The organism is Pedobacter paludis (genome assembly GCF_003173575.1).
Lineage (GTDB): Bacteria > Bacteroidota > Bacteroidia > Sphingobacteriales > Sphingobacteriaceae > Pedobacter > Pedobacter paludis.
Genome location: NZ_QGNY01000005.1, coordinates 137403 through 161124, shown reverse-complemented (window position 1 = coordinate 161124; position 23722 = coordinate 137403). Strand labels below are relative to the sequence as shown.

18 protein-coding genes and 2 tRNA genes are annotated in these 23722 nt (G+C 36.1%); 9 read left to right on the top strand and 11 right to left on the bottom strand.

What is annotated here, in order from left to right; genetic code table 11:
• Positions 1-30: 30 nt before the first annotated feature.
• Both DF947_RS14910 and DF947_RS14905 read right to left on the bottom strand, forming a co-directional pair.
• On the bottom strand, positions 31-954 hold the full coding sequence (locus DF947_RS14910) for a TIGR01777 family oxidoreductase (RefSeq protein ID WP_109931087.1): 924 nt from the start codon (positions 952-954) through the stop codon (positions 31-33).
• Positions 955-1056: 102 nt separating this feature from the next.
• Positions 1057-2676, bottom strand: a complete 1620-nt coding sequence (locus DF947_RS14905) for a DUF4139 domain-containing protein (protein ID WP_109930845.1) — start codon at positions 2674-2676, stop codon at positions 1057-1059.
• Positions 2677-2849: 173 nt separating this feature from the next.
• Between DF947_RS14905 and DF947_RS14900 the strand changes: the two genes are divergently transcribed.
• The 4 genes from DF947_RS14900 (at position 2850) to DF947_RS14885 (ending at position 8985) form a co-directional block, all read left to right on the top strand.
• The gene (locus DF947_RS14900; RefSeq protein WP_109930844.1) at positions 2850-4124 is read left to right on the top strand and encodes a DASH family cryptochrome; all 1275 of its coding nucleotides are present in this window, start codon (positions 2850-2852) and stop codon (positions 4122-4124) included.
• A 164-nt stretch (positions 4125-4288) separates the two neighbouring features.
• The gene (locus tag DF947_RS14895; protein WP_109930843.1) at positions 4289-7087 is read left to right on the top strand and encodes a 2-oxoglutarate dehydrogenase E1 component; all 2799 of its coding nucleotides are present in this window, start codon (positions 4289-4291) and stop codon (positions 7085-7087) included.
• A gap of 125 nt (positions 7088-7212) precedes the next feature.
• Positions 7213-8439, top strand: a complete 1227-nt coding sequence (odhB, locus tag DF947_RS14890; protein ID WP_109930842.1) for a 2-oxoglutarate dehydrogenase complex dihydrolipoyllysine-residue succinyltransferase — start codon at positions 7213-7215, stop codon at positions 8437-8439.
• Between the two features lie 186 nt (positions 8440-8625).
• Entirely contained in the window at positions 8626-8985 is a 360-nt protein-coding gene (locus tag DF947_RS14885) for a ribosomal maturation YjgA family protein (protein WP_109930841.1), read from the top strand.
• Between the two features lie 198 nt (positions 8986-9183).
• Here the strand turns inward: DF947_RS14885 and DF947_RS14880 are convergent, their stop codons facing one another.
• The 3 genes from DF947_RS14880 to ileS are packed head-to-tail and all read right to left on the bottom strand — an operon-like array spanning position 9184 to position 13650.
• Positions 9184-9786, bottom strand: a complete 603-nt coding sequence (locus DF947_RS14880) for a lipoprotein signal peptidase (protein WP_109930840.1) — start codon at positions 9784-9786, stop codon at positions 9184-9186.
• On the bottom strand, positions 9786-10169 hold the full coding sequence (locus DF947_RS14875) for a TraR/DksA family transcriptional regulator (protein WP_109930839.1): 384 nt from the start codon (positions 10167-10169) through the stop codon (positions 9786-9788). The genes DF947_RS14880 and DF947_RS14875 overlap by 1 nt, the downstream gene beginning before the upstream one ends.
• A gap of 34 nt (positions 10170-10203) precedes the next feature.
• Entirely contained in the window at positions 10204-13650 is a 3447-nt protein-coding gene (gene ileS, locus DF947_RS14870) for an isoleucine--tRNA ligase (RefSeq protein WP_109930838.1), read from the bottom strand.
• A 268-nt stretch (positions 13651-13918) separates the two neighbouring features.
• On the opposite strand from ileS, the gene DF947_RS14865 reads away from it, so the two are divergent.
• Positions 13919-14191 carry an isoleucyl-tRNA synthetase gene (locus DF947_RS14865; protein ID WP_109930837.1) on the top strand — a complete coding sequence of 91 codons (273 nt, stop codon included), beginning with the start codon at positions 13919-13921 and terminating at the stop codon, positions 14189-14191.
• Positions 14192-14827: 636 nt separating this feature from the next.
• Here DF947_RS14865 and DF947_RS14860 read toward each other — a convergent pair.
• The 3 genes from DF947_RS14860 to recO form a co-directional block, all read right to left on the bottom strand.
• Positions 14828-14905, bottom strand: a tRNA-Val gene (locus tag DF947_RS14860).
• A gap of 61 nt (positions 14906-14966) precedes the next feature.
• Positions 14967-15041: transfer RNA gene (locus tag DF947_RS14855), tRNA-Val, on the bottom strand.
• Between the two features lie 65 nt (positions 15042-15106).
• Positions 15107-15832, bottom strand: coding sequence for a DNA repair protein RecO (gene recO / locus DF947_RS14850; protein WP_109930836.1), 726 nt, complete (start codon positions 15830-15832; stop codon positions 15107-15109).
• 123 nt (positions 15833-15955) lie between these two features.
• Between recO and DF947_RS14845 the strand changes: the two genes are divergently transcribed.
• Positions 15956-18307 carry an efflux RND transporter permease subunit gene (locus DF947_RS14845; protein WP_240615388.1) on the top strand — a complete coding sequence of 784 codons (2352 nt, stop codon included), beginning with the start codon at positions 15956-15958 and terminating at the stop codon, positions 18305-18307.
• Between the two features lie 39 nt (positions 18308-18346).
• On the opposite strand, the gene DF947_RS14840 is transcribed toward DF947_RS14845, so the two are convergent.
• The gene (locus DF947_RS14840; RefSeq protein WP_109930835.1) at positions 18347-18844 is read right to left on the bottom strand and encodes a cupin domain-containing protein; all 498 of its coding nucleotides are present in this window, start codon (positions 18842-18844) and stop codon (positions 18347-18349) included.
• 126 nt (positions 18845-18970) lie between these two features.
• Between DF947_RS14840 and DF947_RS14835 the strand changes: the two genes are divergently transcribed.
• From DF947_RS14835 to DF947_RS14825, 3 genes are all read left to right on the top strand, one after another.
• Positions 18971-19882 (top strand): UbiA prenyltransferase family protein, encoded by a 912-nt coding sequence (locus DF947_RS14835; protein ID WP_109930834.1) that lies wholly within the window; start codon positions 18971-18973, stop codon positions 19880-19882.
• An 80-nt stretch (positions 19883-19962) separates the two neighbouring features.
• Positions 19963-20589 (top strand): class I SAM-dependent methyltransferase, encoded by a 627-nt coding sequence (locus tag DF947_RS14830; RefSeq protein WP_109930833.1) that lies wholly within the window; start codon positions 19963-19965, stop codon positions 20587-20589.
• An 85-nt stretch (positions 20590-20674) separates the two neighbouring features.
• The gene (locus DF947_RS14825; RefSeq protein WP_109930832.1) at positions 20675-21571 is read left to right on the top strand and encodes an NAD(P)/FAD-dependent oxidoreductase; all 897 of its coding nucleotides are present in this window, start codon (positions 20675-20677) and stop codon (positions 21569-21571) included.
• Between the two features lie 11 nt (positions 21572-21582).
• Here the strand turns inward: DF947_RS14825 and DF947_RS22260 are convergent, their stop codons facing one another.
• The gene (locus tag DF947_RS22260; protein ID WP_158526276.1) at positions 21583-21747 is read right to left on the bottom strand and encodes a hypothetical protein; all 165 of its coding nucleotides are present in this window, start codon (positions 21745-21747) and stop codon (positions 21583-21585) included.
• A gap of 223 nt (positions 21748-21970) precedes the next feature.
• The gene (locus DF947_RS14820) at positions 21971-23407 is read right to left on the bottom strand and encodes an amino acid permease (RefSeq protein WP_109930831.1); all 1437 of its coding nucleotides are present in this window, start codon (positions 23405-23407) and stop codon (positions 21971-21973) included.
• Positions 23408-23722 lie beyond the last annotated feature (315 nt).

Here is a 23722-nt window from a genome sequence, read left to right as displayed (position 1 = left end):
AAAATTTTATTCTGATTGATACTTTAGCTTCTAGCTTTCCTTTCTGGAGGTGGTGGAGTAGAGATCCTCCAAAGCTTCTTTTAGTTGAGTAAATTTAAATTTAAAACCAGCATCTAAAAGTTTTTGTGCTGATGTATTATTGCTCATTAGTACAGCTTCAGTTCTATCCCCAAGTAATACGCCTAGAGCAAATTTGGGCACTTTAATGGGCCAAAACGGGCGGTGCAATTGTTTGGCTATGGCTTTTGTTAAAGCACTATTGGTAACCGGAAAGGGAGCGCAGGCATTATAAATTCCTTCGGTTTTTATATTTTCGATTGCGAATATATACATTTCAACCATATCGTTTATGTGCAACCAGGGTGTCCATTGTTTTCCCGTTCCTATTGCCGATCCAGCAAATAAACGGACGGGCAAATCCAATTGTGGAAGCGCACCACCGGCTTTACTTAACACAATTCCTGTTCTAAGCTTAACAATTCTCAAGCTTAGTTTTCGCCCTTCATCAACAGCATCTTCCCAAAGTTTACAGCACACGGCCAAAAAGCCGTAACCGTTTGGACTTTCTTCGGTTAAGATTTCATCGCCACAATCGCCATAATATCCAACTGCAGATGCAGAAATGAAGGATTTGACTTGATGATCGGGTTTTGATCTAATCGTTTTAAAAAGTAATTCTGTAGATTTTACGCGACTATCGATAATCTGTTTTTTACGCTCTTCAGTCCATTTTTTATCTGCTACCGGCTCGCCCGCTAAATGGATAATCGAATTTACACCATTTAGGCAATTGGCATCGATTGTTCCTTTATAAACATCCCAAACAAAGCTATTTGGATCGTTACTTTTTTTTCGAGAAAGCGTATTTACCTCATAACCTTGTTTAAGCAAATGCTTTTTAAGTTCAGTGCCAACAAGCCCAGTCGCCCCAGTAATCAGAATTTTTTTTGCCATGTTTTTAAAACACGAAAGATACGAAAGGGTTTTATTTAATGACCAATGACCAATGACCAATGACCAATGACCAATGACCAACAACTCATGACCAATCCTAATTTAAAGTCCAGCTATTATTTTGCTTTTCGGTGCTTTGACAGAGTAACTTAGTTTAATGGTTTTGGTTTCGTTCGGGGCAATTTTTAACTGCCAGGAAAGCATTCCGTTTTCTTTGTTTACCTCAGCACCACTATTTTCAAGTAACTCAATTTCAATATCGCTCTCAGTAGATAATGGATATTGATCCTTCAACGATAAATCAATGCTTTCCTTTTTCGTATTTCTAATTTTTATCAAATATGTAAATACCTGTTTTTTGTTGACTCCGACAAACTTGGTACTGCTAAAATCCTGTTGTTTTTCTTTGGTGATGATAATTTTTTTATCCTTCCCCATGCTCAAACTCAAGGTGTCTAAAATGTTTGCGGGATCGATGTACGATTTCCCTGTATAAGTTCCTTCGAAAATAATATTTGCATCTCCAGCCTGAAGATTTAATTTCTCCCAATCCGTAACATCCGCTAATAAATAAGCATCAGTACTCAATTTCGGTGCAGCATAATATTTGTATTTCGCAGGTACTTCGTATTCTTTAAAAGCTACCGTATGTGGTTTGTTGTCGCTATTTACGTCATAAGGAATATCGATGTTAAAGGTTACACCAAGTTGAGATTCGTTTACCGAAGTATAATTGTTTATGGTAGAAACAGCGCCAGTTAAGTTTTCCTTTTTCGCTTTGACATACCCCACAACAACAGTTTCCTCAAGCATTTTCTCATCTCTCGCTATCGCCATACCCCTGGCTCTACCAGCCAATTGGCTTTGCAATGAATATGTTGATACAAACCAAGGATTTAAAGTTGGCGCCGTAATATTATAATTGGGATTTCCGGTTGAGAGTGCAAGTTTTATTTTTTTCCAATCTAAACCAGTGTTCTGAGTTATTGCTGCTTTATAAACAACTCCTAACGGATTTGAAATGTTCATAGCTTTAATGTCGTAACTGGCTAACCAGCCTGCATTTGGCGTTACATAAGATATGTTGTAACTGGCATCGATATATTCTTTTGCCATAACCTGCAATACCAATTGCCCCAATTGTTGGTTTGGATTGTTTCTTAATTCGGCAATCTGTTGCTGTAAAGCTGTTAATTTTTGGTTCTGCTTATCTTCCGTTATGGTAAGTGCAGCAATGGTGTTTCTAACCTCAGTATTTTTGGTACGATAATAATCTGCCAGTTTAATCGGTTCGGCAACGTTTGTTCCAGAATTTGTACCGCCCGATTTTCTATTCTCATCCAGTAAAACCAAAGTCTGTTCTTCAATTGTTCTGGCGTTTTTGGTTTTAATAAGCTCACTAGAAACAATTTTAACACTATCGCTCAGTTTTTTTATCTCTGGATTGGCCGCATCTGTGTTTAAAAAATCTTTATTAAACTGAACAGATAATATGGTTACGCCATTTGATACACCAACCTGAATCGAATTTTCGTTTACCCGACCAGAAATGTTATTAATTACAACTTCGGATGTTCCAGCTGGTAAATTAACCTTTCCTATATGCGTAAGCTGCGCCCCATTATTGTAAACCGTTGCACTTTCTAGTACTGCTTTGGTTTTTATTTGTTGTTGAGCCAATACACTCATAGGGAATAGTAAAATTGTTATCAGCTTTTTCATATTTTTTTCTTATTATGTGTCATCAGTTTCAATGGAGGATGTACAGATGTAACATATTCCATAATAGAATTTGCTTTGTTGGGTATTTGTAAAGAATTCCTCATGTTTTTGTAGCAAAAGAAAAATACGATATTTTTGTATAGCGTTCTTATTACCCCCTTTTTAGATAAAAAATGTCCAAAAAAATTTTAGTTTGGTTTAGAAATGATCTCCGCCTGCACGATAACGAAATGCTTGTAGAGGCGATTGCTAAATCTGATTCTATTTTACCCGTTTATATTCTTGATCCAAGGCTTTTTGGTGAAACAAAATACGATACCTTAAAGACGGGGAATATACGGGGACAGTTTATTTTGGAAAGTGTGGCTTCTTTAAGAACCTCTTTAAAGCAAATAGGGGGTAATCTGCTAATTGCCGAAGGCCATCCAGAGGATATCATCCCCCAGTTGGTGCAAGAGTATGAGATTACAGAGGTATATCATCACAGAGAAGTTGCAAGAGAAGAAACCCATATTTCAACCTTGTTGGAAAATGCGCTTTGGAAACTTCGAATTAACCTAAAACACTTTATTGGTCATACTTTATACAATAAAGAAGATTTACCTTTTCCCATTAAGGATATTCCTGATGCCTTTAATCAGTTTAAAAAGAAGATAGAACGCGATTCTATTATAAAACCTTGTTTTTTAGCGCCTGATAGAATTAATGTTGCCGAAGTAATAGACTGGGGTACGTTATCTACGCTTAACGATTTTAGCCTAGTTCCTCAACTTAAAGATCAACGCTCTGATTTTGAGTTTGTTGGTGGAGAGGCTTCTGGAATAGCCCATTTGCATAAGGTTATTTTGGCGATGCAGCAGGCTGCTACCGCCAAAAATTTAATTCTTGCTTCAAAGTTATCGGCATGGTTAGCCATGGGATGCCTATCTCCTCGTAAAGTTTATTGGGAAATTAAGAAAATGGAAACCACGCCAAACACTAAGGCAATGTTTAACCATATTTTGTTGGGTTTGCTTTGGAGAGATTATTTCCGCTTCATGTTTAAAAAATATGGCAACACGTTTTTTAATCCAGATGGTTTTGGAAGCCAGGGACCGGTTGACATTGAAAACGAAAAAGAGAATTTTAATAAATGGAAGAATGCTCAAACTGGATTTGCGGTAGTGGATGCGGTAATGACAGAACTAAACCAAACAGGTTACATTTCTAATATTGCACGCCAAACAGCCGCCTTGTATCTAGTTAATAATCTGGAAGTGAGCTGGATTTTTGGAGCAGCCTACTTTGAAGAAAAGTTAATTGATTATAATCCGGCAAGCAATTGGGGGAATTGGGCTAATATGGCTGGTGTAGGCAATGATCAAAAAACGAAAAGTGTATTCGATTTAGATAAAAACATCAAGAATCTTGATCCGAAAGGAAACTATGCCTTGACCTGGGCATCCTAAAAAATGTTTGATTTAATGAATTTTTAATGATTGAATTTTATTCAATGGCAATCATTCACCGAATCAATAATTCAAAATTCGCTCATTCTATTTTTAATCGAGATTTTTGCCATTTATATAAGGTAAAATTCTAATTTTGTAATGCTTATAGTAAACAGTTAATAATGGGTAGTTTATCTTATCTTAATGGCGCAAACGCCGAATATATAGAGTCTTTATACCAATCTTATCAACAAGACCCAGAGTCAGTTGAATTTGGTTGGCAGAAATTTTTTGAAGGTTTTGATTTTGGAAGAGGATCAGAAGCTCCGGCAGTTACTGCAGAAACTCCAGAACAGTTTTTAAAAGAGGTTAGTGTTTTAAATTTGATCGACGGCTATCGCAGTCGCGGTCACTTGTTTACACATACCAATCCGGTACGCGAAAGACGTAAACATCTACCAACTTTAGATTTAGCCAATTTTGGTTTGTCTGATGCAGATTTAGAAACGGTTTTTAATTCTGGTGTAGAAATTGGTATTGGCGCAGCCAAGCTGAAAGATATTGTTGCCTTTTTAAAACAAACATACGCACATTCTATTGGTGCGGAGTTTAAATTTTTACGTACACCAGAAGTTTTGAACTGGATTCAAGGCAAAATGGAAAGTGCACGTAATACACCTAATTTTTCTATCGAGGAGAAAAAACGAATTCTTAAAAAGTTAAATGAAGCCGTAAGTTTCGAAAATTTCTTGGGAACCAAATTTTTGGGTCAGAAACGTTTCTCATTAGAAGGAGCAGAAGCTCTAATTCCTGCGTTGGATTCGGTAATCGAAAAAGGTGCTGAACTGGGAATCGAAGAATTTGTAATTGGTATGGCGCATCGCGGTCGTTTAAACGTGTTGGCAAATATCATGCAAAAAACTTACAAAGATATTTTTGCTGAGTTTGAAGGTAAGAGCTACAATCCAGAAACACCTTTTGGTGGAGATGTTAAATATCACTTGGGTTATTCTACAGATGTAACCACGGTTGCAGGCAAAAGTGTTCACTTGAGTTTATGTCCAAATCCTTCACACTTAGAAACTGTTGATGGGGTTGTTGAAGGCATGAGCCGTTCAAAAATCGATTTTAAATATGGTGGCGATAACAGTCGTTTAGCACCAATTTTGATTCATGGCGATGCATCAGTTGCTGGTCAGGGAATTGTTTATGAAGTGATTCAAATGGCAGGCCTCGAAGGTTATAAAACTGGGGGAACAATTCACTTGGTAATTAATAACCAGATCGGTTTTACTACAAATTATAAGGATGCCCGTACCAGTACCTATTGTACAGATATCGCAAAAGTAACCTTATCTCCGGTTTTCCATGTAAATGGAGATGATCCTGAAGCTTTGGTTTATGCCATTAATTTAGCAATGGAATATCGTCAGAAATATAAAAACGACGTTTTTATTGATATTTTATGTTACCGTCGTTTCGGTCACAATGAATCTGACGAACCAAAATTCACGCAGCCTTTATTGTATAAAACAATAGAAAAACACCCTAATCCAAGGGAATTATATATAGAACAGTTAACTAAAGAGGGGAAGTTAGAAGCAGGCTTGGCAAAAGAAATGGAAAAAGATTTCCGTGGAATTTTGCAACAACGCTTAAACGAAGCGAAAGAATATGTAGCAGGAAATGCCGAAGTTAAATTCGGTGGCGCCTGGGCCGATTTGCGGATGGCAACTCCAAAAGATTTTGAAACATCTCCGGTTACTGCTGTTAAAAAATCTACTTTACTAGAAATTGGCAAGCGTATTACTGCCTTGCCTGCGAATAAAAAGTTCTTCAAAAAAATTGAAAAATTATTTGTCGAACGTACTAAAATGGTTAATGAAACCAACGTTTTCGATTGGGCAATGGGCGAACAATTGGCTTATGGTACATTGTTATCAGAAGGTAAACGTGTTCGCTTAAGTGGTCAGGATGTTGAACGTGGTACGTTCTCTCACCGCCATGCAGTTTTAACTTTAGAAGATAGTGAAGAAGAATATGTACCATTAGCCAATATTTCAGATCAACAGGCGCCATTTGATATTTACAATTCGCACTTATCGGAATATGGTGTTTTAGGTTTCGAATATGGTTATGCTATGGCCAACCCGAATGCTTTAACCATTTGGGAAGCACAGTTTGGCGATTTCTTTAACGGTGCTCAAATTGTTGTCGATCAATACATTGCAAGTGCTGAAACAAAATGGCAACGCGAAAATGGTTTGGTTATGTTATTGCCTCATGGTTATGAAGGTCAGGGCCCTGAGCACTCTTCGGCACGAATTGAGCGTTTTATGGAACTTTGCGCTGATTATAACATGCAGGTAACAAACTGTACAACTCCAGCAAACTTCTTCCACGTTTTACGTCGCCAGTTTAAACGCGATTTCCGTAAACCATTAGTTGTATTTACACCGAAAAGTTTATTACGCCACCCAGCTTGTGTTTCTAAATTAGAAGAATTTACAGAAGGCGGATTTAAAGAAGTAATTGATGATGTAAATGTTAAAGTTGCAGATGTAACACGTATCGTTTTCTGTAGCGGTAAAATTTATTACGAATTGTTGGAAAAACAGCAAGTGGATAAAGTGAAACATGTTGCAATTGTACGTGTTGAGCAATTATATCCAACTCCTGTTGATCAAATGGAAGCGATTAAGAAAAAATATAAAAATGCCGATGAAATTTTCTGGGTACAGGAAGAGCCAGAAAACATGGGCGCATGGCCATATTTGTTCCGTAAATTATATAAAACCGGCTTAAAAGGTATTGATGTAATTTCGAGAAGAGAAAGCAGCAGTACGGCAACAGGTTTTGCGAAACAACATGCCAACCAACAAGCCTATATTTTAGCCAAAGCGCTAGAGTTGCCTGTAAAACAGGAAGAGGTAAAAGATGCCACTAAAAAAGCAAGCAAAAAATTAGCTGAAGCTGATTAAGGTATAATCAACAAACAATTCTAATCCTCATACATTTAAAATGTGCATTAGGATTTGGTAATTGACTATTGAATTTGGTTGTTAAGAAATAAAATTTAGAATCTAGTAAAGACATATTAAACATTATGAGTTTAGAGATAAAAGTTCCACCAGTTGGTGAGTCGATAACCGAAGTTGTTTTATCGCGTTGGATAAAAAACGATGGCGATGTTGTTGAAATGGATGAGGTTATTGCTGAGTTAGAATCAGACAAAGCCACATTCGAATTAACCGCAGAACAAGCTGGAACTTTAAAAACCATAGCGGCTGAAGGTGATACTTTAGCAATCGGTGCAGTAGTTTGCAAAATTGAAGATGGTGGAGCAGCTCCTGCGAAAGCGGATGCTCCAAAGGCTGAAGAAAAAGCAGTTGTAGCTGAAGAAAAAACTTCGGCTCCGGTAGTAGAAAAATCTGGCGACAGTTATGCAACTGGAACGCCATCTCCAGCAGCAGGTAAAATTCTTGCAGAAAAAGGTATTGAGGCTGGAACTGTGAAAGGTACAGGTGTTGATGGTCGTATTACTAAAGATGATGCGGTAAAAGCTGAAGCTGGTAAAAAACCAGAAGCACCAAAAGCGACTGCTCCAGTTGCAGCGGCAGCTCCAGCAGGAAGCCGTACAGAGCGCCGTGAAAAAATGTCTCCTTTACGTAGAACTGTTGCAAAACGTTTAGTAGCCGTTAAAAATGAAACCGCAATGTTAACCACATTTAACGAGGTTAATATGAAGCCAATTATGGATTTACGCGGAAAGTACAAAGATCAGTTTAAAGAAAAATTTGGTGTAGGTTTAGGTTTTATGAGCTTTTTCACCAAAGCAGTAACCGAAGCTTTAAAAGATTTCCCGGCCGTTAATGGGCGTATAGAAGGCGAAGAATTGGTTTACAATAATTTTGCTGATATTTCGATTGCTGTTTCTGCACCAAAAGGTTTAGTAGTTCCAGTTATTAGAAATGCAGAAAGCATGACTTTGGCTCAGATTGAAAAATCGGTTTTAGAATTGGCATTAAAAGCTCGCGATAGCAAATTAACCATCGAAGAAATGACGGGCGGGACTTTCACGATTACTAACGGTGGAGTGTTCGGTTCAATGATGTCTACTCCAATTATTAATGCGCCACAATCGGCTATTTTAGGTATGCACAATATTGTTGAGCGTCCTGTTGCAGAAAAAGGCGAGGTTGTAATTCGTCCGATGATGTATGTTGCTTTATCGTATGATCATAGGATTATCGATGGACGTGAGTCGGTTGGATTCCTGGTACGCGTAAAACAGTTATTAGAAGATCCTGCTAGGTTATTATTAGGCGTATAATTCCCATAAATCCTTTAAAGGAAACCTCATACTTAAAGCCTTGACATATTTTGTTGAGGCTTTTTTTTGTTGGTTTATGACGCTTCATTTCTGCTTACTAAAGCGTAATAGGGAAATCTTTGTTATAAGGTTTAAAGATTTCTCGGGTACGCTCGAAATGAAGACATATCTATTATATATTTGAGCATGAAATTAACATTCAATTTAAAATTCCTTCTCATTTTCCTTGCAATTTTTATCGTAGAAATCTTAATTGCCAAATACCTTCACGACCCATATATTCGCCCTTTTGGCGGAGATGTTTTGGTAGTGGTATTGATGTATGCCTTTCTCCGAATATTCTTGAAAACGAATAACAAAATGCTTGCTTTCGGCGTGCTTATGTTCTCTTTCTTAATAGAAGCTTTGCAAGCCGTTCATTATGTAAATTGGCTCGGCTTACAGGATAATAAATTTTGGTCTATTGTTTTGGGAACTTATTTTTCTGTTTATGACCTGCTGGCTTATTTTGTAGGATATTTACTTTGTTTGTTGTTTAAGGACTGAGGAATTTTGTCACTATACTTATATAAAACAAACGCATTAAGATTGTAACATAGTCACTCCTTTGGAACTTCATACCTCGCAATGACGACTTATCGAAAAAAAAAGCCCGTTTCAATTAAGAAACGGGCCGATAATATTTAAGTTAGAATCTACACATTCTGCTAAATCGTAATTCGGAAATCTAAAATCGTAATTTTATCAGTCTTCTACAATTTCACTGTTAATGCTAACATCATCCTTTACATCTTCTTTAAAATAGTTTTTCTGGAAGATCAGAATAAGGATCACCCCAACGGAGATCGCAGCATCAGCAAGGTTAAAAACTGGTCTGAAGAATACAAATTCGTCACCGCCCCAAATTGGAATCCATGTTGGGAAATGACCCTCGGCGATAGGGAAGTAGAACATATCTACCACACGACCGTGAAACCAGCTTTCGTAACCATATATTTTGCCGTAAAAGACAGAATCGATGATGTTTCCTAATGCACCTGAAAAAATTAAGGCAACATTTAATATTAAACCACGATGATATTTATGTTTAATTAAATAATGTAATCCATACCCAATTCCAGCCACCGCTGCGATACGGAATAAGGATAAAGCTAATTTGCCAAACTCGCCACCAAACTCCATCCCAAAAGCCATTCCATTATTTTCGGTAAAATGGATTATAAACCATTTACCAATAATGTTGAATTCTTGGCCTAAGTACATGTGAGTTTTAACCCAGGTTTTTACCAACTGATCGGCCAGTAAAACCAAAAAGATTAAGAGTAAAGGTTTTGTGTAGCCTTTCATTAACTCTGCTTTAATTTAGCTTCCATGCTTAAAGTTGCATGAGGAACTGCACGTAAACGTTCTTTTGGAATTAATTTACCTGTTTCGCGACAAATGCCATAAGTTTTGTTTTCGATACGAACCAATGCATTCTCCAGATTATCAATAAATTTTTTCTGGCGAGCCGCTAATTGATTAATTTGCTCTTTTTCCATTGTTGCAGAGCCATCTTCCAATGTTTTGTATGCACCCGATGTATCTTCTGTTCCATTTGCATTAGGGTTGCTTAAAGAAGTTGTTAATGAGTTAAGTTCTTCTTTAGAACTGCGCAATTTATCTTGAATTAATTCTTTAAATTCTTGTAGTTCACTGTCTGAGTAGCGTGTTTTGTTGCTGTTTTCCATTTTCTTTATCTAATTTTCTAATTTATGGATTTCTTTATATTTTATTTACCGAAATGTTTAGTTCAACTTCATCAATGACGATTTTGTTTGCATTTTCCATTTCATCTGTTAATTCAAATTCATCGGCCAGTATTTCGGCGCAAATGTAAGCTTTGTTTTTAGCAACTGCATCAGCTACTAAGTTATCATTTTGTAACCTAACTTTAATTCTGTCCGTCACTTCAAAATTCAATTCTTTACGCAAGTTTTGAATTCTATTAACCAATTCTCGAGAGATTCCCTCTTGTTTTAATTCTTCGGTAATGGTTACATCCAAAGCAACGGTTAAATTGCCAAGATTTGTTACCTGCCATCCCGGAATGTCTTCGGCAAAAACCTCAACATCACCATTTAAATCGATGGTAAATTCTGTATCATTACTTCCTGAAACAGTTAAGAAACCTTCACTTTCCAAGCGTTGAATATCTTCTTGATTGGCATTTTCTAAAGCTTCTTTTACCAGGCTCATATCTTTGCCCACTTTTTTACCTAACGATTTAAAATTAGGCTTAAGCTTTTTCTTAACAATTCCATGTGTGTCCGTTATAAACTCGATATGCTTAACATTTGTTTCACTTAATATATAATCGGCAACTTTTGAGATTTTCTGCTCAAAATCTCCATTTAAGGATGGAATTAAGATTTTTTCTAAAGGCTGGCGAACATTGATGCTCGATTTTTTGCGCAGCGATAAAACCATCGATGAAATCTGCTGTGCATAAAGCATTCTTTCGTTCAGGGCATTATCGATTAAACTTTGATCCGCCTCATTCCACAATGTTAAGTGAACAGATTGTTCAGCAGTTTTATCGGTAACGGTTAAATTTTTGTACAACCAATCGGCAAAGAAAGGCGCAACCGGACTCATCAGCTGTGCCAAAGTTTCTAAACAGGTATAAAGTGTTTCGTAAGCTGAACGTTTATCATCAGTCATTTCGCCTTTCCAAAAACGGCGGCGGCTTAACCTGATGTACCAGTTACTCAAGTGCTCATCAACAAAAGCTTGTATAGCACGAGTTGCCTTAGTTGGCTCGTAAGTATTGTAACTTTCATCAACCTCATTGATTAAGTTTTGTAGTAAAGATAAAATCCAACGATCTAGCTCCGTTCTATCTTCAACTTTACTTAAATTATTTTTATCAATTTCGAATTTATCGATGTTGGCATATAAAGCGAAAAATGCATAAGTATTGTAAAGCGTACCAAAAAATTTACGGCGAACTTCAGCAATTCCTTCGATATCGAATTTTAAATTATCCCAAGGGTTTGCGTTAGAAATCATATACCAACGCGTTGCATCGGCGCCGTATTCTTGAATGGTTTTAAAAGGATCTGCAGCATTTCCTAAACGTTTAGACATTTTTTGTCCGTTTTTGTCCAGTACTAATCCATTTGAAACTACATTTTTGTAGGCAATTTTATCGAAAACCAATGTAGATATAGCATGCAAAGTATAAAACCAACCACGCGTTTGATCTACACCTTCAGCAATAAAATCTGCAGGGAAATCTTCATTTTCATCAATGCTCTGTTTGTTTTCGAAAGGGTAGTGCCATTGAGCATAAGGCATGGCACCAGAATCGAACCAAACATCGATTAAATCGGTTTCGCGAATCATTGGTTTGCCAGATGGAGACACTAAGGTAATCTGATCAACAACGTTTTTATGTAAATCAATCAGGTCGTAGTTCTCTTCAGACATGTTGCCGATTTCGAAACCCTTGAAAGGGTTTTCTTTCTGGAAACCTGCTGCGATAGATTTCTCAATGGCATTGTAAAGTTCTTCAACCGAACCGATTAAAACTTCTTCTTTTTTATCTTCAGTTCTCCAGATTGGCAAAGGAATTCCCCAATATCTTGAACGCGATAAATTCCAGTCGTTGGCATTTTTTAACCAGTTTCCAAAACGGCCTTCGCCTGTAGATTTTGGTTTCCAGTTGATGGTTTCATTAAGGTCGAACATTCTGTCTTTAACATCAGTTACCTTGATAAACCATGAATCTAGAGGATAATATAAAAGTGGCTCATCAGTTCTCCAACTGTGCGGATAACTGTGAACATATTTTTCAACTTTAAAAGCCTTGTTTTCTTCCTTTAGTAAAATTGCCAATTCTACATCGACCGATTTTTCAGGTGCTTCACCAGCGTTGTAATATTCATTTTTAACATATTTGCCTGCAAAAGGACCAACATGTTTGGTGAATTTCCCCTGTAAATCTACTAATGGGACAAGAATGTCATTATCATCCAAAACCAGCATTGGCGGGATTTCGGGAACAGCTTCCTTTGCAACTTTAGCATCATCAGCACCGAATGTAGGCGCAGTATGTACAATACCGGTACCATCTTCTGTGGTAACAAAATCTCCGGAAATTACGCGGAAAGCATTTTCGGGATTTGTATACGGTAAAGCGTAGGTTAAAAGTTGTTCGTATCTGATGCCAACCAAATCAGCACCTTTGCATTCAGCAAGGATTTGGTAAGGTATTTTCTTATCACCGGCTTTGAAATTATTAAAATCTTCAGCCTCATTACTTTCAAAAAAAACTTTGCTGAACTGTTTCCCGACCAGGCTTTTTGCCAGAATTACATTTGTTGGCTGGAAAGTATATTGGTTAAAAGTTTTAACTAAAACATAATCGATTTTTGGTCCGACAGTTAAAGCTGTATTCGAAGGTAAAGTCCAGGGTGTTGTCGTCCAAGCCAGGAAAAAGACATCTTCTAATGTTCCAATAGAAGAGGAAAGCCGAAATGCCTTACTAACGCTATTAGCTCCATCTCCTTCGGAGAGGGTTGGGGTGAGGCTTTTAAACTGAGCAACAATTGTTGTGTCGGTAACATCGCGGTATGCACCTGGTTGATTAACCTCATGTGAGCTCAATCCCGTTCCCGCTTTCGGTGAATAAGGTTGGATGGTGTAACCCTTATAGATTAAGCCTTTATCGTAAATCTGTTTTAAAAGCCACCAAACAGATTCCATATATTTAGACTTATAGGTAATATATGGGTCATCCATATCTACCCAATAGCCCATTTGTTCAGTTAAGTCGTTCCACACATCGGTGTAACGCATTACTGTTTTTTTACAGGCTTCATTATAGTCTTCGATAGATATGGTTTTACCTATATCCTCTTTGGTAATGCCAAGTTCTTTCTCGGTACCCAATTCAACAGGTAATCCATGCGTATCCCAGCCAGCTTTTCTTTTAACCTGATAACCTTTGATGGTTTTATAGCGACAAAAAATATCTTTAATAGCACGAGCCATTACGTGGTGAATACCAGGCATGCCGTTGGCAGATGGCGGTCCTTCGTAAAAAGTAAACGGATTGGATTTTGGGCGAGAAGAAATGCTTTTTTCAAAGATGTTTTCTTTTTTCCAAAAATCCAGTATTTCTTGCCCTATTTTGGCAAGGTCTAATTGTTTAAATTCGCTATACATCAATCAAGTACCTCAAAAAATTAAGGATGCAAAGTTAAAAAAATAGACTGAATTTTGGTAGTTTTGGTGTAAATACTTTTGCTATGAAATTATTTAATATCGGGCTTACGATAATGATTGTAGCAGTAGTTGCCCTCCCAATCTTTGCTGTTTCAAGCGCTGCAAATACGGATTTTGTGCTGTACGGTTTTTATTTTTTTGGTTTGTTAGAACTTATAGGATTAATCATTGTTTTATTCCATATTATTACATTAAAAAAGAAGACCCTATGATAAAGCTCCTTAAGTTACAAAAAGCAGTTCTCGTTCTTGTTTTGGGTGTGCTTTCTTTTATCGCTTATAAAATTTTAGATGCGAACGAGGTTAAGGGAAGTATATACTTTGAGATGCTTGCCGGTGTGCTTATAATTATTGGTGCGCTTTGGCTTCTATATCCAATTTTATTTGAAAAAAGCGACGGTGATGGTAAGGCCGAAATTATAACTGATCCAACGGTAGAGGTTCCGGTAGATGAGGAGGATAAAAAACCGGCAACCGAGTAATTTCCTTTTCCAAAATTTTAGTCTCGTTTGAGCTTGTGTTTTACCAGATAACAAATATAAGTTCATTTAAGTCTTAGCAAAATTTACCTAATCTGTCTAGCTTATATTTTCTTAAATGCCTTATATGGTTGATTTTCTAAAGGAATAATACTTTACTCTCTACCATATAAGAAATATAAGTTCATTAGTCTCAGTAAAATTTACCTAATCGATCCAGCTTATATTTTCTTAAATGCCTTATATGGTTGATTTTCTAAGGGAATAATACTTTACTCTCTACCGTATAAGAAATATAAGTTCATTTAAATCTCAGCAAAATTTACTTAATCTTATCTAGCTTATATTTTCTTAAATGCCTTATATGGTTAATTTTCTAAGGGAATAATACTTTACTCTCTACCATATAGAAATATAAGTTCATTTAAGTTTCGGTAAAATTTACCTATCTGTCTAGCTTATATTTTCTTAAATGCCTTATGGTTGATTTTCTTGGGGGTTATACTTTAGCTTTAAGAAATACAATTTATTCAAGTCTGTTTTTGGAATATAAAATGTAAGTATAGAAAATAAATAGTATTAGAATATCTTGAAATTTTAATCATAAAAAAAAGCCTCTCAGTTTCCTGAAAGGCTTGGTGGTGGGAAATGAGGGGTTCGAACCCCCGACCCCCTCGGTGTAAACGAGGTGCTCTGAACCAGCTGAGCTAATTTCCCCTTTTTAAAAGGACTATGTATTATATAAAAAAGCCTTCTAGTTAAAACTAAAAGGCTTTTGTGGGAAATGAGGGGTTCGAACCCCCGACCCCCTCGGTGTAAACGAGGTGCTCTGAACCAGCTGAGCTAATTTCCCTTTCTCCTTTTGGGAATGCAAATATAGCGCTATAATCTTGTTTCGCAAATCTTTTTTATTTTTTTTCAACCCAGTAAGGTCTCCAAAATTTTATGCGATTGCACTTCGCCAAATGAAGCAGTATGTAAGGTATAGAAAACCAAGATCTTATCTAAGAGAAATCTTCGTTGAGTGTTGGTGAATTTTATTTCAAAAATTTTTTCCAATGGGGTATTAAACAATGAAATAAACCTTAAAGCATCATCCAATTCTAAATAATTGGAGTGAATCGGTGGTCGTGAAACAAATTCTCCTTCCTGTAAATCAAAATAAACCTGATCGGTTCTTCTTTTATCGTTAGGCGAAAAGCCTAAAAAACGAGTTAGTTTTAGCAAAAAGGATAAGTGAAAGTTAGGGTTAAACTCTTCACTTTCATCAAACCAGGCAACTGAATTAAAAATGTAATCGAATAAACTATCATCAGCAGATTGCTGGCGGATACTTTTATATAATACCTCATTCAAAAAGATAACAATACTGCTTTTTACAATATCGTATGGAATCGTTTTAAAAACCGGGGTTTGCCTAACTTCAGAAACCCGCTGAATGTTGGTATTGGTTTTATGGTAAACCACCATATCCAAAAGATGAAGCGATTGTAACATATTCATCTTAATCTTCGCCTTGGGCTTTTTAACACCATTAATCAAGTAAGACTGCATCCCAAATTTGTCGGTGAGAACCTGTACAATTACACTGCTTTCGCTATAATTGGTCGTCTTTAAAACAATTCCTCTAACCTTGTGTAGCATTCTTATAAAACAATTTTTTCAAAAGTATGTTATTTGTGCAAATTTAAATGCGTAAAAAGTAATCACCATTTATAAATAAGATTAGTTTTGCCCTTAAATATTATTATTAAAACTAAGCTGCACATGTGGGTTAAGCTATCGAGATTTATTCTTCAGAACCGTATCGCAATCATCGTATTTTTTTTACTTGGAACCATATTCATGGCTTATCAGGCCAAGAATGTAAAACTATCCTACACAGGCAGTAAAATTTTGCCTGTTACCGACAGTGCTTTTATAAAATACAACGCTTTTAAGAAGCAGTTTGGAGAAGATGGAAGCGTAATGGTTGTGGGTATTCAATCGCCCGATATTTTTAAAAAAGATGTTTACAATAAATGGGTTCAGCTTTCCAACGATATTCAAAAGCTAAAAGGAATAAAACAGGTTTTATCTTCGGGTAGGATTTTTCAGTTGGAAAAAGATACCGTTAATCAGAAATTTACTTTAAAAGCAATCCCGAATGGTTTGGTAAAATCTGATTTAGAAATGGATTCGATCAAGAAAACATTATACAATACACCATTTTTTGAAGGACTGGTTTACAATAAACAAAATGCCACGCTAATGGCGATTACGTTTGATACCAAAATTTTAAATACAGCTGAACGGAATCCAATTCTAAAGCAAATCGAACAAAAAGCAAAAGACTTTCAGGCTTCTACCAAAATCCATGTTCATATTTCTGGCTTACCTTATATCCGTACTGCCGTTAGTAAACTGGTGAGCAATGAATTTGTACTTTTCCTGGGCTTATCCATTTTGGTTTCGGCCATTATCTTGCTTATTTTCTTCAAAAAATTCTACGCTGTTTTCTTCCCGATTTTGGTGGTGGTAATGGGTGTAATCTGGAGTATCGGAACGCTTGTTTTATTTGGTTTTGAACTCACCATTTTAACTGGATTAATTCCGCCACTTATTGTAATTATCGGTATTCCGAACAGTATTTTATTGCTCAACAAATATCAAAATGAGTTAAGAAAACATGGTGATAAACAAAAGGCACTAAGCCTAACAATTGAGCGAATTGCGGTTACCACACTAATTGCGAATATTACTGCGGCAATTGGCTTTGGCGTTTTATACTTTACGGGCAGTGAACTTTTAATGCAATTTGGAAGTGTAGCATCTATTAACGTAATGATCACCTGGTTAATGTGCCTATGTTTAATTCCAATTATTTTCAGCTACTTGCCAGCGCCGAAACTTAAAGCACAAACATATGTAGAGGAAGGCTTTTTACATAAACTATTGGTTAAAACCGATGTTTTGGTTCAGCAGAAAAGTTCATTAATTTATATTGGTACAATCATTATTTCCATTATTGCGTTTATCGGGGTGTTGAAAATTAATGTAAACGGATATGTGGTTGATGATCTTCCAAAAAACTCCGAAATTTTAACAGATTTAAAATTCTTTGAGAAAAACTTCGAAGGTATTTTGCCTTTAGAAGTTAGTGTAGATACCAAGAAAAAGAACGGGGTTTTTAATCTGACCAACCTAAAAAGGATGGAGAAAATGGAAAAAATGATTTCTGCTTATCCAGAGTTTTCACGTTCTATTTCTGTAAATATGGGCTTAAAATATGCAACTCAGGCATTTTATAATAACGATTCTACATTTTTTAGGTTGCCCGATAATTTAGAGAAAAACTTCATTCTGGCTTACATCGCCAATGGTGGAAAAGGCAACGCAAGTCTCTTGACCAGTTTTGTAGGTGAAGGAAATCAAAGTACGAGGATTAGTTTTCAAATGGCCGATGTAGGTTCTAAGCGTTTGGATGCAATTATGAAAGAACTTAAACCTCGAATAGACAGTATTTTGCCTCCATCGAAATTTGATGTTGAATTAACAGGTTCGAGTGTAATTTTTTCTAAAGGAACGGATTACATGCTGAAGCATTTGTTTGAAAGTATCGGCTTGGCTATAATCTTAATCTCATTACTTCGCCTTGCGCAGTTTAAGAGCCTGGGTATTATGTTTATTTCTTTGTTGCCAAACATTGTTCCACTGATTATAACTGCAGGAATTATGGGTTATTTTGGAATTTCGTTAAAACCATCAACCATTTTAATTTTTACCATAGCGTTTGGTTTAGCATCCGATCAAACCATATATTTCTTAACCCGTTATCAGCAGGAGCTAAATTTAACCAATTTTAGCGTTCCGAAAGTAATTACAGATACCATTACCGAAACCGGGGTAAGTATGACGCACATTGCATTAATTTTGTTCTTTGGTTTCGGAATTTTTACAGCTTCAACCTTTGGCGGAACAGTAGTGCTTGGATTACTGCTTTCGATTACCCTATTTGTAGCGTTAATTTTTAACTTAACTCTTTTGCCTGCTCTGGTTTTATGGCTAGATAAAAAGAAAGTAAGAAAAATAATTTCTGATGAAGATTCGGCAAAGAACGTTGGCGAATTTGATCACTAAGAAACAAAGCCTTTCAGGAATTCTGAAAGGCTTTGTTGTTTACTTATGTTTTAAATAATCGGGCGGATATAACTTTTGCCCATATTTTTCGGCTATTGCCTCAAATTTTTTCATCAGTTCAGTGTTCATTTCTGATGGAGGTAAAAATGTATTTGCTTCTACTGGCGTTCCGATTTCTTCAAACATATCTTCCATTCCCGCAGGTGTAACAACACATAACATATGGGCTAAATTATCTGTTAAGTTTTTAAACTGATGAACCAAGCCTCCCTTTGGGATGTTTAAAAAGGTGCCAGCTGTTGCGGTATAAGTGCTTTCTTCAGTGGTAATTTCAATTTCACCTTCCAAAATGTAAAATGCTTCCTGAACCTCCGCATGTGCATGCGGACCTGGTCCGCCCATTGATGGAACAAGCATATCTATTACCGCATATTCGCCATTGGTTTCCTTTCCGGAGATAATAATTCTATAAGTATCGCCAACAACAGAGAAATTTTTGCCTTCTCCGCGATTAACTGTTGTAAGTTTGTTGAACATATTCAAATCGTTTTGGATTATATTTATAAACAACGCAAATTGATGCCAGATGTTCTTGAATATGAAAAGATCGTTTCTTATTCAATTTTATATCCGAAATTGGCAGATAAATTTTTGGTGGATTAAATGGTAAATAAAATTATCCGATTCATTTTTTTTGGAAATTATTTCGTGGGCCTGCTGGCGGTAGCACTTACTTTGGAAGCTACCCAACAATTGCGTTTGCCTTATAATTCTCTAAATTATTTTCTATTGCTCTTTCTTGCACCGACCATATATTACACCTACGCCTATAATCGAGTATCAACAAAACCATCTGCAACCAATCCCCGTAATCAGTGGTATTTTACACATAAGAATTTTATAAACTGGAGTCAAGGTATACTTTTTGCCATTTGTATGGCGCTTGCCATAAACCTGCTTTGTCGTAATTTCGATAATATTTTAAAGCTCCCTTCAAGTTATTGGATCGCGATTGTGATAATTATAATTGCAGGTGGTTTATATTACGGGTTATTACCAAAATCTTTTTTAAAATTCAACTTGCGGAATACAGGTTGGCTCAAAGCATTTGTTATTGGTTTTGTCTGGGCTTGTTGTGCCAATGTTTTACCTCTTATTATGCTCAAAATAGAAACTGGAATTGGATATCATGATTCTGTTTTGTGGACCTGGCTGTTCATTAAAAATTGGATGTTCTGTACGGTAAATGCCATCATTTTTGATATTAAAGATTACCCAACCGATAGCAATAAACACCTTCGCACTTTTGTGGTTCGTTACGGTTTGCGCCGAACAATTTTTAGTATTTTAATTCCTTTGTTGATTATTGGATTAATCTCACTTTCCATATTTGCATACTTTAAAGGCTTTGGTCTTCCACAGGTTTTCTTTAATGTATTACCCTTCATTCTCACAATTTATGTGGCTTATTCTATGCACCACAGAAAAAATATTTTATACTATTTAATGGTAATTGATGGATTGATTTTGTTTAAGGCCATTTGCGGAATTATTGGAATGCAGTTTGTTCACTAATGGTTAAATGTATAAATTGTTAATTGCAAATTCCCATTCACCGATTAATACAATTCAAAAATTAATCTAATACTAAAACCTTGTTTAATAACTACGATATAATAGCCAATCAATACGATACCCTAAGCCGGTTGGTATTTTTTAAATCGCAGGTAAATGCACAAATCAATCAGTTACATTATCTTCCAAAAAATAGCTCAATATTAATTGTTGGTGGGGGTACAGGCTGGATTCTCGAAGAAATTGCCAGAATTCATTCGAACGGATTAAAAATCATATATATAGAGATCTCCCAAAAGATGATTCAGCTTTCGAAAGAAAGAAAATGGGCCGAAAATGAAGTGCAATTTGTAAATCAAGCTATCGAAGACTTCGATTCAATCCATGTTTTTGATGTAATTCTTACTCCATTTCTGTTTGATAATTTCTCTAAACAAAGAGCCGTTACAGTTTTTGAAAAATTAGATGGCCTATTAAAACCTAATGGGCTGTGGTTTTTAGTCGATTTTAGCCTAAGTAATGGAAAAGGAAAATGGTGGAAGTCTTTTCTCCTAAGTATAATGTATCGCTTTTTTAAAATTTTATCAATTGTAGAGGCGTCTGAACTTATAGAAATGAAACCTTATTTTTCAACAAGTGAATATATGCTTATAGAAGAGAAACTTTATTATAGCGGATTTATTAAAGCGTCAGTTTATAAGAAATAATTACTAGTCAAAATATGACAAAATTTTAATGCAATAATGTTGCGTTTAAAAATTAAAATAACACTTTTGTTAAAAAGATATTAACATGGATTTTGATGTAATTATAATAGGAGGCAGTTATGCTGGCTTATCTGCAAGTTTAAGTTTGGGTAGAGCTTTACGTAAGGTTTTAATCATTGATGATAATAAGCCTTGCAATGCACGAACGCCACATTCGCATAATTTTTTAACACATGATGGTGAAAAACCTTCAGATATTTCGACTAAGGCGAAAGCTGAGGTTTTAAAATATCCAACCATACAATTCTTTACAGGTAAAGCAATTTCAGCAAAACAAATTCCCGGAGGATTTAGTACTGTTGTAGAATCTGGAGCAATTTTTACATCTCGAAAAATTCTATTAGCAACAGGCTTAAAAGATGTAATGCCAAACATTAAGGGTTTCGGTGATTGTTGGGCAATCTCTATAATTCACTGTCCATATTGCCATGGTTACGAAGTGAAAAATGAAAAGATTGGATTGTTAATGAATGGCGATCATGCTTTTGAAATGGCTTCGAATCTATGTAACTGGAATAAAGATTTAACCATTTTAACGAATGGAAAATCACAGTTTACAGATCTTCAGCTGGCTAAACTTAAGTTAAAATCTATTGTGATTGTAGAAGATGAAATTGAAGAAATGGAACACGATAATGGATATTTAAAAAATGTTGTGTTCAGTAATGGTAAAAAGCTAAACTTAAAAGCCATTTATGCTCGCCCAGAAATTAAACAACATTCAAATATTCATGAAAGTTTAAATTGCGAGCTAACGGATTTAAATACGATAAAAGTTGACGAATTTTGTAAAACGACTACTAATGGTGTTTATGCTGCTGGAGATTGCGCTTCATTATTCAGATCGCTATCTATTGTAACCGCAGCGGGTACTATGGCCGGCGTTGTTTTAAATAAAGAAATGATTGCAGAAGAATTTTAACATTCGGTTACTTAGAATAAAATAGCACCAGCAATTGTTGCAATGAACATGGTTGCAATTACAATTCTATCCGCATTAATCCATTGTGCTCTGGTTAAGGGTTCAGATACGCTTCTAATGGTTTCTGTTTTAGGTCTTGCAAGCCTGAAAACGGATGTGTCTAATTTAATAATCATAGGTAGATGTTTTTAAGTAGGTAATATCCTTAAGACAAATCCCAAGCCAAAAAAATAAAAAAATGTTAAATTGTGGATAACTTTTGTTTTTTGTTAAATAACTGATATTTATACGGTTATAAAAGCAGGTTTATACAACTCATTGATAATGAAGCTGTATAAAAAAGCCAACAATATAAAAATTGTATGTGTATAGCTTACAGTGAGTTAGCTTTAAATTAGTTTACGCTTTTCCATTAAGCTTGCTGTTCTTTTTTCCGTACCAAAAGTAGATTGCCAGTCCAATAATTAGCCAAACAGCTAATCTTAGCCAGGTCTCCAATGGTAAGAAAACCATCATTGCAATACAGGTTAAAATACCCAATATCGGAATTAAGGGAACCAACGGTACTCGGAACGGACGTTTTGCATCGGGATCTGTTTTACGAAGAATTAGAATGCCTACGCAAACCATTAAAAACGCGAGCAGGGTTCCAATGCTGGTCATTTCGCCAACCACATTCATGGGTACGAAAGCCGCAAACAAGGCAATAAAAATACACAGGATAATATTCGATTTCCATGGAGTTTTAAACTTCGAATGTACATCAGAAAACATTTTTGGCAATAATCCATCTTTACTAATCGAATAAAACATTCGCGATTGTGCCATTAAATCGATTAAAATAACTGAAGTATATCCAATAAGAATAGCTAGAATTATAGCCTGACTTAACCAAGCATACGGTGTTTTTTCAATTGCGATTGCAACAGGAGCGCCACTATTTGCAAATTCCTTGTAGTTTGCCAAACCCGTCATAACGTGACCAAACAAACCAAATAAGATTGTACAAACTACAAGAGAACCAATGATTCCGATGGGTAAATCCCGAGCTGGATTTTTAGTTTCCTGGGCTGATGCTGCAACGGCATCGAAACCAATAAAAACAAAAAATACCAAGCCAGCACCACGCAAAACGCCACTCCAACCAAACTGACCAAATGTTCCGGTGTTTTCTGGAATGTAGGGATGGTAATTCGCAGGGTCGATGTATTGCCAGCCCAATGCAATGAAAACCAATACCACTCCAACTTTTAAGAAAACTATAATTCCATTAACAATTGCCGATCCCTTTGTACCTCGGATAAGAATGGCCGTCATAAGAACAACAACTAAAGCTGCTGGAATATTTATAATCCCATTTACGGTTGAACCATCAGCAAGCTTGGCTTTTTCGAAAGGCGAGAGCGTAAGTTGTGGAGGCAAATAAAGACCCAGGCTCCCAAGGAATTTTGTTAAATATTGCGACCATGAAATGGCGACTGTTGCACAGCCGACCGAATACTCGAGCACCAAATCCCATCCAATAATCCAGGCAAAAAGTTCGCCCATGGTGGCGTAAGAATAGGTATAAGCACTACCAGCAACTGGAATCATTGAAGCAAATTCAGCATAACATAGCGCTGCGAAACCACAACCCAAAGCTGCAATGACGAAAGATAGTGTTACCGCCGGACCGGAATGATTGGCCGCTGCCAAACCCGTGATTGAAAATAGACCAGCGCCCAAGGTTAAACCAACACCAATTAAAATTAAATTAATTGGGCCGAGTGTTCTTTTGAGCGTGCCTTCGCCACTTTGGTTTGCCTCTGCAACAATGCTCGCAATAGATTTTTTCATGAAAATAAATTAGGGTACTGCAAAATTATTAAAATATATTAATTCTATGGTGTTTGTAGGGTTTTTGTTTTTAAAGTGTGCAGTGTTTTAGCTTTTGATATTCGGTCGGTGCCTCACCGACCGAAAAACCCAGCACAAGTGCAAGTAATCTAAACCTGATAGAGCCAAATAGCGCCCGATATTTTCTATCGGGACTATAGGCGAAAGCAGGACTATTGCAACCGAAAAGCTACTACAATTGCTTTCCAAAAAATAGAAATTATCGGGTTTCATAACCTTATTTATCAAAAAGTAAAATTTCCTATAAAAATTAAT